The following is a 12,630-nucleotide window of genomic DNA, read 5'->3' as shown; positions in this document are numbered from 1 at the left end:
CAATGTGACGCTACCCTCTGGTGTTGGTACTTGAATTTGAGCGCCTAAGACCGCTTCATCTGGACGAATGGGAACTTCGCAGGTTAAGTTGTCACCCGAAAACTGAAAAAATGGATGGGGAAGCACCTCGATTGTGAGATACAAATCGCCTCGCTGTTGAGAAAAAGGACTGGAGCGACCTTTACCTTTAATGCGAATTCGACTACCCGGTTTAGCACCTGCGGGAATACGAACGTTAATGGTTTCATCATCCAACTGCAACCGCTTTTGAACGCCATGAAACGCTTCCGAAAAGGAGAGAGCGATCGCAGCTTCGGTATCGGGTGCTGGTGCTTGGCTACGAAATGGGCCATCATCAGGCTGCCTAGTCGAGGTGCGGTAATAAGTTTGTCTTGTTCTTGTCCTATCCCCTAAACCACCCAGTAAATCATTGATAAAGTCATCAAAGTTGCTATATTGGTCAAAATTATCTGCATACGTGCTAGTTCCTCTAGGAGGAGTACCGCTAACCTCCGCTTGCTTCCAGTACTGCCCAAAAGAGTCATACTTTTCGCGCTTTTCTGGGTTTGATAAAACTTCGTTGGCTTCATTGATGTCTTTAAATTTTTCCTCGGCTTCTGGATTGCCGGGATTCACGTCAGGATGATATTTGCGGGCAAGTTTGCGGTAAGCTCGCTTAATTTCGTCGGAAGTTGCAGTTTTGCTAACTCCCAAAAGGTTGTAATAATCTTTGAAATCAGTTGCAGTTGGCATGATTCGATACTCATAATCCGACTATTCTGCACTCGGAACGTCTTTTGTAAGTAAGTGATAAGCCTCCTCCGTCGTTGACATTAATTCAAAAATTACGGTTTAGCTTGCGCGTTTTAGCCAACAAAATCGGCATCAATCACATCGTCGTTTTGTCCAGTTGGCTGAGTTGTGCGATTAGGATTGCTAGTTGCGGCGTTAGCTTGGGCGTAAACGGCGCTACTGATTTGCATGAGTGCTTGTTGAAGATTGGTAGTGAGCGATCGCATTTGATTGTAGTCTTCTCGCTCAATTGCCGATCGCAACTCGTCAATCAATTGTTGCGCCCGACTTTTATCTGCTTGAGAAACTCGACCATTCAAGTCTTGCAGTTGTTTTTCTGCCTGATAAACCAGCGAGTCCGCATTATTTTTGGTGTCGATTTGCTCGCGGCGTTGGCGATCTTCTTGGGCATGAGTTTCTGCATCTCGTACCATGCGTTCCACATCGTGTTTATCCAGCGTCGAAGCGCCTGATATTGTAATCGATTGTTCTTTACTAGTGGCGCGATCTTTAGCAGTTACCGATAGTAACCCATTTGCATCGAGGTCGAATGTTACTTCAATTTGAGGTACTCCACGCGGAGCCGGAGGAATGCCATCGAGCCGAAACGTACCTAAACTCTTATTGTCTGCCACAAGTTCCCGTTCTCCTTGCAGAACATGAATTTCGACATTCGGCTGGCCATCGGCGGCGGTTGAAAACATCTCGGATTTCTTCACCGGAATCGTCGTGTTGCGGGGAATAATTTTTGTCATCACCCCGCCCATCGTTTCCACCCCTAAAGAAAGCGGTGTTACATCTAGCAGCAGCACATCTTTCACTTCTCCCGCTAGTACTCCGCCCTGAATTGCTGCACCCACAGCAACTACTTCATCGGGGTTCACTCCCTGATTCGGATCTTTGCCTGTGATGCGTCTGACGAGTTGTTGCACGGCGGGAATTCGGGTGGAACCGCCTACTAGAACAACTTCATCGAGATTGGCATTGTTCAGATTGGCATCATTGAGAGCTTGTTCAACTGGAATGCGGCAGCGATCGAGCAAGTCAGCACAGAGTTTCTCAAACTCTGCCCTAGTTAACGTTATATCCAAGTGCTTTGGCCCCTCTTGAGTTGCCGTGATGAAGGGAAGATTAATTGCCGTTTGGGTGGCGCTAGAAAGTTCAATTTTGGCTTTTTCTGCGGCTTCGGTTAACCGTTGCAGGGCTTGCTTATCTTTGCGTAAATCAATACCTTCGTGGCGCTGAAAATCATTTGCAACATAATCGACAATCTTTTTATCAAAATCGTCACCACCTAAATGGGTATCCCCACTCGTGGCTTTGACTTCAAACACACCTTCTCCAACTTCTAGAATTGAAACGTCGAACGTGCCGCCCCCTAAGTCAAAGACTAAGATTGTTTCGTTGCCCTTTTTGTCTAAACCATAAGCAAGTGCCGCCGCCGTAGGTTCGTTAATGATACGGAGTACTTCTAACCCGGCAATTTTGCCTGCATCTTTGGTCGCTTGTCGTTGCGAATCATTGAAGTAAGCAGGTACAGTAATCACTGCTTGCGTAATGGGTTCTCCTAGATATTTGCTGGCATCATCTGTAAGTTTTCGCAAAACTTGAGCAGAAATTTCTTCAGGCGCGAATTGTTTTTTTAGCGCTGGACAATCGAGTTTGACATTACCGTTGCGATCGCGGACAACTTTGTAAGAAACTTCACTCGCTTCGTGGGTGATTTCATCGTGTTTGCGTCCGATAAAGCGTTTGACTGAATAGAACGTGTTCTCTGGATTCATTACCGCCTGCCGTCGAGCAATTTGACCAACCAGACGTTCGCCTGTTTTTGTATATGCAACTACAGAGGGAGTGATGCGTTGTCCTTCTGCATTCGCAATCACGAGCGGTTGTCCACCTTCAATGACTGCAATACAAGAGTTAGTTGTCCCTAAATCAATTCCAACAACTTTTGCCATAACTTTCGATTCCTTTCATCAGATTTTGATGCGCTGATTGTAGTTCTAAGAAACTTCAGTAGTATTAAAAGCTCAACTTGTAACTAACAGTTCTCCGACAGATTGTCTTGTTCTTCTTTAAGGAAACTATTCAGAAATTTTCTGTGCATCAACCGATAGAAAGACAAAAAAGTATCCAGTATATATTTTTGGCATTAACGTTGTAAGTTATACATTCAACGATTTAAAGAAAGAATTCAGAATTGAATTGAGTGCGATCGCTCAAAGTTTCTCAGTACCTTTCTCCCTGCTCTGGGTAATCTAGCTTCACCTGAACCGTCTGCACTCCATTTTCCACTTACACCTATGGTTCCCCAAAATGATGCCGAGCCATTAATTGCACGGCTCAACAGTGAGCCGAAGGTAGTACTAATACCCAGTTGATATTGTCCCACAACTGTTGATTCATCAAATTCCATGATGCGATCGCTGTTGCTAGCTTGTGCCAGAGTTTTATTGCTAGCTGATGTGAGAATAAAAGATCCTGTAAGTGGACAGTTCTTCTACAACCAAAATGGCAACACGCCTAGTTTTGGCAGTAGTGGTCTATTTGCAACTCTAGCTGATGCGCCAACTCTCACGGCATTTGATTTTGTGTTGCAAGCATAGTTTGCTCAAAACAGGGAATGTCGAGTTTACGTACTTGACTAGTACAACACGGCGGAAATAAACCACCCATTCTAAATCAATGAAATGCTTACGCTGTATTCATTTTTAATTTTTAATTTTTAATTACGCCTTGCGGTACTAGACTTATTTATCTGATGTTTCTTCAATCTCGATTTCCCAAGGCTCTCCTTTATTATCTGGTGGAAAAAGCTGAATTTTGGACTTGTTAGAAAACTGTTTCAACTGTTTGATAAACTGTGGAATAGCATCAACAATATGCAGATAACTTTCTATGTCATAGCAGATAATGATTAACATCAGAGGACTAGCATTTATTTTGAAATACCAGTGACAATTTGATAGTAAAACTCGCATAAGTGGGACGCAGACTTGATAAAATCGCCTACACGTAGCTTCTTCTATAGGACTCATATCTGATTTTTGAATAAGATTTCAGATAAAACCCTTAAAAAACAGGTTTTTCAGTTTGAGTATGTTTTCAGAAATCAAATCCGAGTCCTATAGCTGCCTGTAAAATAACTCGTTAAGTAGAGTTGCTCCAGTTGGAGGCAGATCATCTGCGGGAAGAAGGGATTTATTCATAACACGAAATTAGGCATTGTGAATTGGAATTAGTTTTTCTATTAATCACTGATAACTCAGGATTTACCAGCCTTAGCACGAAGATTTTTTGGAGTATTGTGTAGTAAAAAAACGCCGACTAAGCAATTTTTTACTAATGCTACTTCTGTTTTTTAAACACTATCAAGTGCAATACTTGCTCTAGGAAACGCCGATTGTCAAAAACTCCCTGAATCAGCACCTCTAGTTCAGTTGCGCCCTTGGAAGGAAAATCCTCACGATTGATTGTGTGCCAGGGTAAAAACTCCTGCCAGTCCAAGGTTAATATACGGACTTATGCCTGATTTTGGTAAGCAATAATTAGGGCTGTAGTGTAAAAAAGCTTCAGTCTCTGTTGAGAGTAATACTGGATTCGCCGATAACCTGCTTGGAATGTGGCTAGTTCGTTGCTTGGATGAATCGAACAATAACTGCTAATCTGTTTAATGCTTAATCTTTGCTTCAGCCTCTAAAAACAGATTGCCAATATCAAACAAAAACTGCATAGTACCTCGATAGCCAACTTTGGTAAATTGACTGTGATCTAAGCGGTCAAAAATGGGAATCCCTTGACGATAGAGAGGAATTTTTAAGCGTTGAGCGATCGCCACTCCATGAGAGTTGGTAATTAGCAAATCAGATCCAACCGCCAGTTGCTCAAAGTCTTCCAAATCGCCGATAGTGACGCTAGGAATCGGCAGTTTTTCTAACAGAGGAAAACGTGTTGTTGTTACTGCTGCATGAATCTGAACCCCTAGCGATCGCAAAAAAGCAACTGTTGACCAAAGTAAATCGGGTTCCAGCGCCAAAGAAACTCGCTTGCAACCAAAGTAAAAGTGATTCTCCAACATCACATGTTTTAGCTGACGGCGTTGACGGCGGTATTTCTCCGGTACGCTGACACCACTGATATCTGCCAATGCTTGCAAGAATTTATCTACTGCTAGTAGTCCCGTCAGTTCACTAAATACTTCATAGGGTATATTGAATCTCCGATCCAAAATTTGCGCTGCACCTCGCATACTCTCACCAAGTGCCAAAGTGAATACAGAAGTGCCAATTGAGCGCAATTGTGCCAATGTAGTGCCATTAGCTGTAATGGCACTAGAAGAATCTTCTATATGACTATCTAGTACGCCAGAAAGGTCAGGTACAAAAATAGGTTCAAGTCCAAAAGAGGTGACAATCTCTTTGATTTCCTGTACATCCCCTGGTGTGAAGGCAGAACTCGCCAAAATAGTGATTTGTGTAGGACAAGTGTCTTGTTTGGAGCTTTTTTGGGGAATTTCCCTGACTATACTCTCAACCGCGCCAGCAAAGCCATCCTGTAATGTACCTTTGAAATCAGGTGTAGAGACAAGCACAATTGGTAAATAATCTAGTTCTGGGTGACGGTGACGAATTTCTTTAACAAAGCGCCCCATATCATCGCCTCTGGTTTCCACGAGTCCAGTGCTACAAAGACCGATAATTTCTGGCTTGGATCTCTGCACCAAAGTCAAGATTGCTTGTTCAACCCTTTCCTCGCCACCCAAAATGGTTGCAACTTCTGTCATCGCTGTACTGGAAAGGGGAACTGTCTGACGGAAATGCTGTACTAATACTGCCTTCGTCAAAGCAGTACAGCCTTGTGAACCGTGTAACAAAGGCATTATTCCCTTTAACCCCAAAAAGGCTAAAACTGCACCTACAGTCTGGCTTTGCTTCAGGGGATTAACTGCAACAGATGTACTCGTAACGCTAATAATCGCCATTAGATGTTCTCCTCTGGAGAATTTCCTGTTTCCCACGGAGCTGGTTGAGATACTTGTTCCCACACAGGGGTGTAAAAAGCAGCATAGAGTTCTCGTGCTACCTCTAAAATTCCCATATAGCCTGCATAGGCATGGTTGCGTTCTTGATTAACGTCTAGGAATGGAATCCTAGCAGTAAGAGAGGTGTCTTGATGGTGTTTATCAGCAATTAACATATCAGCTCGATTTGCGTTAATTAGCTGTAAAATTTCTTGAGGACTATTTTGCTCTAGAATTATGCCATCTTGACTCAGCAAAGTTTTGACTCTAATTCTATCTTCCTCAGTATTATTAGTTTTAATACTAATAGCAATAACTTCCATCCCCAATTTTTTAGCAGCAAAGATAATCAACCAGCTCTTGAAACTTCCAATAGAAAGGAGAACCCGCTTCCCTTGTAATTGAGTAATATAAAAAGCGAGTTTTTCATCTATTGCAGCAGTCTCTTCTGCAATTAGCTTTTCTGTACCTTCTTGTAAATTAGAATTACCTAACTTTGCAGCAATATTTCTTAGACACTCATTGATTTGCTCTATCCCATAAATAGATTCTTCAATATAAGGAATGCCATATTGTTTTTCCATCCTTTTAGCCATATTGATTAGTGCTTTGGAGGAGAGGATTACATTAAGTTTGGCACGATGGGCATAACAAACTTCTTTGTAGATAGTATCGCCTGTAATTTTTGCCAAAACTCTAATACCTAATTTCTCCAACAACGGTAAAACATTCCATATTGCACCTGCAATATTGTATTCACCAATTAGATTAATATCATAAGGTGTAGTTGTATCTGGTTCAGCTGTTCCAATAACGTGTGAAAGCATTGCTTCACCAGCGACACGGTTGCCCAAATTTTGGTTCCCAATGAATCCAGGGCAATGTACAGGGATAGTAGGTATTCCTGTTTTCTCGGTGGCATCTTTGCAAACTCCCTCGATGTCATCCCCAATCAAAGCAGTAATGCAAGTGGAATAAACAAATACCGCCGCAGGTTTGTAGCGTCTTTGTAATTCTAAAATGCCTTTATACAGCTTTTTGGCTCCACCGAAGATGATATCGTTCTCATCGATGTCGCTGCTAAAGCGTATCTTGTACAGCATCGAACCAGAAGAAAGACTGCTGTGACTTCCCCAAATACTGGCAGCACAGCCACTTGGCCCGTGAACTACATGAGCAGCATCAGTGATTGGTACAAGAGTAATCATTGCACTATCAAAAGCGCAACTCCCTTGAGTAGTTCCAGGTTGGGGTAATTGTGTGGAAGACTTTTTTTTCTTTTGTATCTGCTGACGAGCATCTTCAGAATTAGAGTCACTGAGTGAATCGTTGGTTTTTCCTGGCGTGGGATTCATTTGTTTGGTGACAATAGGTAGAAATTTTTAGATATTAGCTGAATTCCCAAAGGCTGAGGAGAATTTTCATTTATTCACCGTGGTATCTAAAGATGGATAAAAGGGAATGATCAAGAGAATTTATCATCCCCTAAAACATAAACATCATCTAGGTTAGAGAAGGAGAAAACAAAAACATGAACTAGACTATTAAATTATTAATGTTGTCCTGTACACGTTAGTTGATTAGTGTTAACACGGTGAAGAGGAAAAGCACAGAGTTAAGATTAGCTATTCGACTACCTCCATTTTAAATGATTGGTGAGAAGGTGGGCGAGAATAGCCCACCTAATATTTACTTTGTATTTAGCACCTGATTCTGAAGAATAAGCTTACTTCTTTTCGCTACCGGAAACTATTTCTACGTTTCCTTTTTTGAGTGCTTCTAGTGCTTCACCTTCAGCATCTTCTTGTTTTTTAGCTGCATCTGCTTGGCTAATTAGTTTCGCAGCATTTTCTTCACTTTCAAGGATACCGAATTCAATCAACAAATCTTCTAGCTCATCCATCTCGATGGGTGTGGGAACGGCGAGATTTGTATTGTTGATAATCTTGTCTGCTAATGTACGGTATTCATGAGCTTGCTTGCTGTCGGGTGCGTACTCATTCACTGTCATCCGACGCAATTCGGCGTGTTGCACGATATTGTCACGGGGGACGAAGTGAATCATCTGAGTACTTAATCTGGCTGCAAGGGTGCTAATCAATTCATCTTCCCGGTCAGTTTTGCGGCTGTTACAAATCAGCCCACCCAAACGTACCCCACCTGTGTGAGCATATTTGAGAACGCCACGAGCAATGTTGTTAGCTGCAAACATCGCCATCATTTCACCGGAGGTAACGATGTAGATTTCTTGGGCTTTACCTTCACGAATTGGCATAGCAAAACCACCACACACAACGTCGCCCAACACGTCGTAGGATACGAAATCTACATCTGAGTAAGCGCCGTTTTCTTCAAGAAAGTTGATAGCGGTGATGATACCCCGACCAGCGCAACCAACACCAGGTTCTGGCCCACCTGATTCTACACATCTGATATTTCGGAAGCCAGTTATTACCACTTCTTCGAGTTCAATATCTTCCACAGCGCCCCGTTCAGCAGCTAAGTGCAACACTGTGGTTTGGGCTTTACAGTGCAAAATCAATCGGGTTGAGTCAGCTTTTGGGTCACATCCGACAATCAAGATGCGTTTACCCACTTCTGCCATCGCAGCAAGGGTATTTTGGGAAGTGGTAGATTTACCAATACCACCTTTACCGTAAAAAGCAATCTGTCTAATTTTTTCGTCGGACATGATAATTTATCCTGCAATTGTTTGTTTGGTGGGTCTGTCGATTCATGAAGCGTTGGCACTTTGTGCCGGAAGTACTAGCGTTGTAAAATTACAGCACTGGCCTTATGTAGAAAGTCGTTGGAGGCGCTCGTTCTACAGCAAAAAGAGTCCGAATGCAGAACATATTCAAGTTTTGGTAAGTTTTCATTGGCTATTAGTCATTGTTTTTTCTGACTAATAGCTAGAGCAATGAGACATCATTCAAGGAATATTGCAAGTATTACCATCCGCTCACTCAAATGATTTCTCTAGCGGTAGTAATACTAATTGGAGAAAGGAAAGCTACAGATTCCAAGCTGGAAAAATTACGAATTCAGCATTATCAGTTGTTGTAATTAGAAAGAAGGTTGCTCATACCTAAAGAGTGGTTGCAGCAGGAATTTCAATTTACGCCAAGTATTCCTTTAAGAACACAACCAACCATTGCAATCCACTCTAAACAGTCGCTACAATTTCCCCGATTTTGCTGATATCGTAACCGCCAAGAATTTCAAATTGTGAGTGAACCATCCGATGTCCCAAAGTACTGAGCAATTGCTGTACAGGTGCTTCTTCTAAATATTCCTTGAGAATCACCAAATCATATCGTGACTGATGTAAAGGGATAAATCCCAGCCCAAAAGCGGTAGCTACAGATGCCGTACTCATACCAGCATCAGCAATTCCTAATCCTACAACTTGGGCAACGTCCTGGTGACTTTTGAATACATTGTCAAAGCCCTGAACAGCATCGAATGGTATCTGCTCGTTTTGGAGTGTTTGTTCCAAAAGCATCCGACTACCAGAACCGATTTCGCGGTTAACAATAGTCGCTCCCCCAGCAACTAAGTCAGTCACTGTTCTAATTCCCATAGGGTTGCCAGGCTTCAATAAAAGTCCCTCTTCCCAAACACCAAGGGTAATCAGAACTGCTTCCCTCCCAGCCAGAACATCTCGAACAAAGGGAGTATTATACTCACCAGTTTCAGGATCGTACAGATGCATCCCCGCGATGTGCGCCTCACCTCTGCATAGACTGTGCAATGCAGCCATGCTATTGGCGAAGTTATATTGGACTCGCAGTTGGGGATGCCAGCGTTCGGTGGCTCTTGCCCATAGTGAAATCACAGGGGCACAACCAGCAATCACAACGGTGTTGTGAAGTGTGTCGAGATTATCGTCTAGTAGCCTGACTCGAACTTTACTTGTACCTATTTGGCTAGTACCTTCACCATCAGCCGGAATCATATCTTGGCGAAAAGCATCCTTACCAATCAAGGGATAAGCTATCCATTGTCCTCCTACACGAGCCACACTAACTCGTAGTTGCTGACTGTTAGGGACAGGTTTGGCAAGGACGGCTTCGATTTCAGGTAAATCCCGCTCTAACCAGAATAGATCCTCAACTTGACAGCCAAGCGCTTTGGCCAACCGAAGTGTTATGGCAACTGAGGGAGCATATAATCCCGACTCTACACCACTAATAGTTTGACGAGTCACACTAGCGATGTTAGCCAAATCTTGTTGGCTCATGCCTAAGCGAGTTCTAATGGACTTCAAGTTATTACGGAGGTCACTATCCTGCTTCATTGGCTTTGTCTCTTAGTTTCAAAAAGCCGTAGCGGATTTAACTTATATCTGCCAAGGCGAAAGTATGGTCTTTGAGTTTATATCATTTCTCTCTGACGACTTTTTGTACTTTCGGTGTCTTGATTCCCTATATAAAAAGACTATCACAAAAATTGCAAGTTTGCTTGCGAAGCGCAAATTATTTTTGCAAGTGGTTGTTTTTTAGCTGCTATTATCGCTCAAAAGCCCCAAATTCCAATAAACACAGCATTTGTCTAGTAAGAAAGATTTACCAATAAAATTGGTAAAAGTAGTGTTTGGTACAGTTTTAGAGATTATTTTCAGCTTTGATGCTTGATAGACGAGTAATAAAAGCCGTAGAAAACATACCAATCAATTTCGTACTTGGGGATGAATTTTACCCTGACTAAAAATTACCAATTTGACTAGAGTGAATATGCACATAGCATCAGCAAAGAATTACTGTTTTAATTGGTTGCACAATTAGGTATTTACCAAAGTATGCAACGGATGACAGATGACATGAGATTACTATTGTTAGGAACAAAGCAATGATTACTGAAGAAGACTTAGCCCAGCAATTTAACGTAATTATTGAACACACTCACCCACAGGTATGGAAACTGTTAAGCCAATGTTATGTGAAGGTGATCAATCCTCATCCTCACTTAACAAGAGTGAATATAAAAACGTGTATCCGTCATGCAAAATACATTGGAATTTACTGCCCTGATAGACTAATTAGTGCTGTCGTAGAACAAAAAAATCTCATTAGAGAAGTGGCAGAATATCTGGGTCTAGTTGAGGTTGTTTGCTTGAATGCCAATAACTTGATGCGCGATCCACTCTCAAATCTTAAGCAAGCTTATCCCCAGTTGTGGTTAGACTTGTTGTGGATTGTCACTCAAGAACAAGAACTCTAGCTATTATCGACAGATTTTTGTGCAATCTTCTATCTCGAAAAACCCTAATTACCAATCTTCACCGCAGCTTTGTTACATCAAAGCAATCTAATGGAGGCGATCGCCTTTTTCACTGATTAATTCACCACAGACACTTCTGACAATTAGTAAAAACTCCCGTAAAATAGGTGTCATATCCTCTTGTCGCCACACTACAGCCGTTTCTACTAATGGTGTTTTTTCTTCTAAAGTGCGATAAACTACACCAGCCCTTTGAAGATTTTGCAAAGAAGACGGTACGATCGCAATCCCCATTCCCGCAGACACTAGTCCGATGATTGTCTGCATTTGGATTGCTTCTTGAGTTACTTTTGGGCTGAAATTTCCTTGTTGGCAAAGACTCAGGATTTGATCGTAAAGTCCAGGACCCAAATGGCGGGGGAACATGATAAAGTTTTCGTTTACTAGCGATCGCACTGAAATATTTTCTTGTCTGGCTAAGAAATGAGTTTCTAGCAAAGCTACAATTAGTCCTTCTTGCTGAATGCATTCTTGATTGAGAGTGTTGTCTTCTAAAGGTGGATGGGCAAAACCTACATGGATGCGGCGATTGAATAGCGCTTGTTCTTGCTGAGTTGTCGTTAATTCTTGCAATACTAACTCCACCTCTAAAAACTGTTCTCGAAACCGCCGCAAAATCACAGGCAGCAAATCGTAAGTTACCAAGCTGGTGAAACCTACTCGTAGTTGTCCTTTCTCACCCCTACCTGTCCGTTGAGTCAGATCAATTGCCTTGGACAGTTGAGCGAACAACTGATAAGCTTCTTGCAAAAATACTTGTCCGGCTTCCGTTAGCTGCACCTGTCGTTTGGTTTTGCGTTGAAAAAGTTCTACCCCTAGTTCTGTTTCTAGCTGCTGAATTTGCTGGCTCAAGGGCGGTTGAGCGATGTGAAGTCGCTCTGCGGCTTTACTAAAGTGTAGTTCTTCAGCTACAGCAATGAAGTAGCGCAGGTGTCGCAGTTCCATAGTTTTGATATTTTATAAGTCTCAAATATTCATAAATATATATTGGACATGTCAAAAATTGCTATCTATGATACTCATACACGCAAGTCAGAGGATGATGTAACTATGTCGGAGAATTTGAGAAGCCAAGTAGTAACGCAAGGAGTGCAGCGATCGCCAAATCGAGCCATGCTGCGTGCAGTTGGTTTTAAAGATGAAGATTTCAACAAAGCCATTGTCGGTATAGCCAACGGTTACAGCACCATCACCCCCTGTAATATGGGGATCAATCAACTGGCGCTCATAGCAGAGGTGGGGATTAAAACCGCCGGAGCAATGCCACAAATGTTTGGCACAATTACCATTAGTGACGGGATTTCGATGGGAACAGAAGGGATGAAATATTCCCTCGTGTCGCGGGAAGTCATCGCCGATTCCATTGAAACCGCCTGTACCGGGCAAAGTATGGATGGTGTACTAGCCATTGGCGGTTGTGATAAAAATATGCCAGGAGCAATGCTAGCGATCGCTCGGATGAATATCCCAGCAATATTCGTTTACGGTGGCACAATTAAACCGGGTCACTACAACGGACGCGATTTAACCGT

13 protein-coding genes are annotated in these 12,630 nt (G+C 42.4%); 4 read left to right on the top strand and 9 right to left on the bottom strand.

Annotation, left to right across the window (positions count from 1 at the left end; genetic code table 11):
* The 3 genes from G1O98_RS31555 to G1O98_RS31545 form a co-directional block, all read right to left on the bottom strand.
* On the bottom strand, window positions 1-753 hold a 753-nt coding region (locus tag G1O98_RS31555), incomplete at its 3' end, for a DnaJ domain-containing protein (protein ID WP_163936673.1).
* Between the two features lie 113 nt (window positions 754-866).
* Window positions 867-2,753 carry a molecular chaperone DnaK gene (gene dnaK / locus G1O98_RS31550; RefSeq protein ID WP_163936671.1) on the bottom strand — a complete coding sequence of 629 codons (1,887 nt, stop codon included), beginning with the start codon at window positions 2,751-2,753 and terminating at the stop codon, window positions 867-869.
* A 236-nt stretch (window positions 2,754-2,989) separates the two neighbouring features.
* Window positions 2,990-3,211, bottom strand: a complete 222-nt coding sequence (locus G1O98_RS31545) for a hypothetical protein (RefSeq protein ID WP_163936669.1) — start codon at window positions 3,209-3,211, stop codon at window positions 2,990-2,992.
* Between G1O98_RS31545 and G1O98_RS31540 the strand changes: the two genes are divergently transcribed.
* Window positions 3,210-3,401, top strand: coding sequence for a hypothetical protein (locus G1O98_RS31540; protein ID WP_163936668.1), 192 nt, complete (start codon window positions 3,210-3,212; stop codon window positions 3,399-3,401). The two genes, G1O98_RS31545 and G1O98_RS31540, sit on opposite strands and share 2 nt — an antisense overlap.
* A 144-nt stretch (window positions 3,402-3,545) precedes the next feature.
* Here the strand turns inward: G1O98_RS31540 and G1O98_RS31535 are convergent, their stop codons facing one another.
* From G1O98_RS31535 to nifH, 4 genes are all read right to left on the bottom strand, one after another.
* Window positions 3,546-3,833, bottom strand: coding sequence for a hypothetical protein (locus G1O98_RS31535; protein ID WP_163936665.1), 288 nt, complete (start codon window positions 3,831-3,833; stop codon window positions 3,546-3,548).
* Between the two features lie 632 nt (window positions 3,834-4,465).
* The gene (nifN, locus tag G1O98_RS31530) at window positions 4,466-5,776 is read right to left on the bottom strand and encodes a nitrogenase iron-molybdenum cofactor biosynthesis protein NifN (protein WP_163936664.1); all 1,311 of its coding nucleotides are present in this window, start codon (window positions 5,774-5,776) and stop codon (window positions 4,466-4,468) included.
* The gene (gene nifE / locus G1O98_RS31525; protein WP_163936662.1) at window positions 5,776-7,170 is read right to left on the bottom strand and encodes a nitrogenase iron-molybdenum cofactor biosynthesis protein NifE; all 1,395 of its coding nucleotides are present in this window, start codon (window positions 7,168-7,170) and stop codon (window positions 5,776-5,778) included. Before nifE ends, nifN begins: the two co-directional genes overlap by 1 nt.
* Before the next feature lie 371 nt (window positions 7,171-7,541).
* Complete coding sequence (gene nifH / locus G1O98_RS31520; RefSeq protein ID WP_012412139.1) at window positions 7,542-8,507, bottom strand: nitrogenase iron protein; 966 nt, start codon at window positions 8,505-8,507, stop codon at window positions 7,542-7,544.
* Here nifH and G1O98_RS31515 point away from each other — a divergent pair.
* Window positions 8,506-8,724: a hypothetical protein gene (locus G1O98_RS31515; RefSeq protein WP_163936660.1), complete on the top strand. Its 219-nt coding sequence runs from the start codon at window positions 8,506-8,508 to the stop codon at window positions 8,722-8,724. The two genes, nifH and G1O98_RS31515, sit on opposite strands and share 2 nt — an antisense overlap.
* 257 nt (window positions 8,725-8,981) lie before the next feature.
* Here G1O98_RS31515 and G1O98_RS31510 read toward each other — a convergent pair whose 3' ends face one another.
* Window positions 8,982-10,115: a substrate-binding domain-containing protein gene (locus G1O98_RS31510; RefSeq protein WP_163936658.1), complete on the bottom strand. Its 1,134-nt coding sequence runs from the start codon at window positions 10,113-10,115 to the stop codon at window positions 8,982-8,984.
* A gap of 551 nt (window positions 10,116-10,666) precedes the next feature.
* Between G1O98_RS31510 and G1O98_RS31505 the strand changes: the two genes are divergently transcribed.
* A complete protein-coding gene (locus G1O98_RS31505) occupies window positions 10,667-11,038 on the top strand; it encodes a hypothetical protein (RefSeq protein WP_114081558.1) in 372 nt (123 codons plus the stop codon).
* An 87-nt stretch (window positions 11,039-11,125) separates the two neighbouring features.
* Here the strand turns inward: G1O98_RS31505 and G1O98_RS31500 are convergent, their stop codons facing one another.
* Entirely contained in the window at window positions 11,126-12,043 is a 918-nt protein-coding gene (locus G1O98_RS31500) for a LysR family transcriptional regulator (protein WP_163936656.1), read from the bottom strand.
* A 105-nt stretch (window positions 12,044-12,148) separates the two neighbouring features.
* Between G1O98_RS31500 and G1O98_RS31495 the strand changes: the two genes are divergently transcribed.
* The coding region (locus G1O98_RS31495) for a dihydroxy-acid dehydratase (RefSeq protein ID WP_175586948.1) at window positions 12,149-12,630 on the top strand (482 nt) is incomplete at its 3' end.

Origin of the sequence: Nostoc sp. UIC 10630, assembly GCF_010747425.1 — a bacterium.
In the GTDB taxonomy this organism is placed as follows: Bacteria; Cyanobacteriota; Cyanobacteriia; order Cyanobacteriales; family Nostocaceae; genus Nostoc.
The sequence above is the reverse complement of the archived record's forward strand: the minus strand, read 5'-3'. Positions and strand labels throughout refer to the sequence as shown.

What these genes read in the sequence shown, in the direction of transcription:
- dnaK (WP_163936671.1), bottom strand. Translation starts at nt 2,753, where the DNA reads ATGGCAAAAGTTGTTGGAATTGATTTAGGGACAACTAACTCTTGTATT.
- G1O98_RS31540 (WP_163936668.1), top strand. Translation starts at nt 3,210, where the DNA reads ATGATGCGATCGCTGTTGCTAGCTTGTGCCAGAGTTTTATTGCTAGCT.
- G1O98_RS31545 (WP_163936669.1), bottom strand. Translation starts at nt 3,211, where the DNA reads ATGGAATTTGATGAATCAACAGTTGTGGGACAATATCAACTGGGTATT.
- G1O98_RS31535 (WP_163936665.1), bottom strand. Translation starts at nt 3,833, where the DNA reads ATGAGTCCTATAGAAGAAGCTACGTGTAGGCGATTTTATCAAGTCTGC.
- nifN (WP_163936664.1), bottom strand. Translation starts at nt 5,776, where the DNA reads ATGGCGATTATTAGCGTTACGAGTACATCTGTTGCAGTTAATCCCCTG.
- nifE (WP_163936662.1), bottom strand. Translation starts at nt 7,170, where the DNA reads ATGAATCCCACGCCAGGAAAAACCAACGATTCACTCAGTGACTCTAAT.
- G1O98_RS31515 (WP_163936660.1), top strand. Translation starts at nt 8,506, where the DNA reads ATGATAATTTATCCTGCAATTGTTTGTTTGGTGGGTCTGTCGATTCAT.
- nifH (WP_012412139.1), bottom strand. Translation starts at nt 8,507, where the DNA reads ATGTCCGACGAAAAAATTAGACAGATTGCTTTTTACGGTAAAGGTGGT.
- G1O98_RS31510 (WP_163936658.1), bottom strand. Translation starts at nt 10,115, where the DNA reads ATGAAGCAGGATAGTGACCTCCGTAATAACTTGAAGTCCATTAGAACT.
- G1O98_RS31505 (WP_114081558.1), top strand. Translation starts at nt 10,667, where the DNA reads ATGATTACTGAAGAAGACTTAGCCCAGCAATTTAACGTAATTATTGAA.
- G1O98_RS31500 (WP_163936656.1), bottom strand. Translation starts at nt 12,043, where the DNA reads ATGGAACTGCGACACCTGCGCTACTTCATTGCTGTAGCTGAAGAACTA.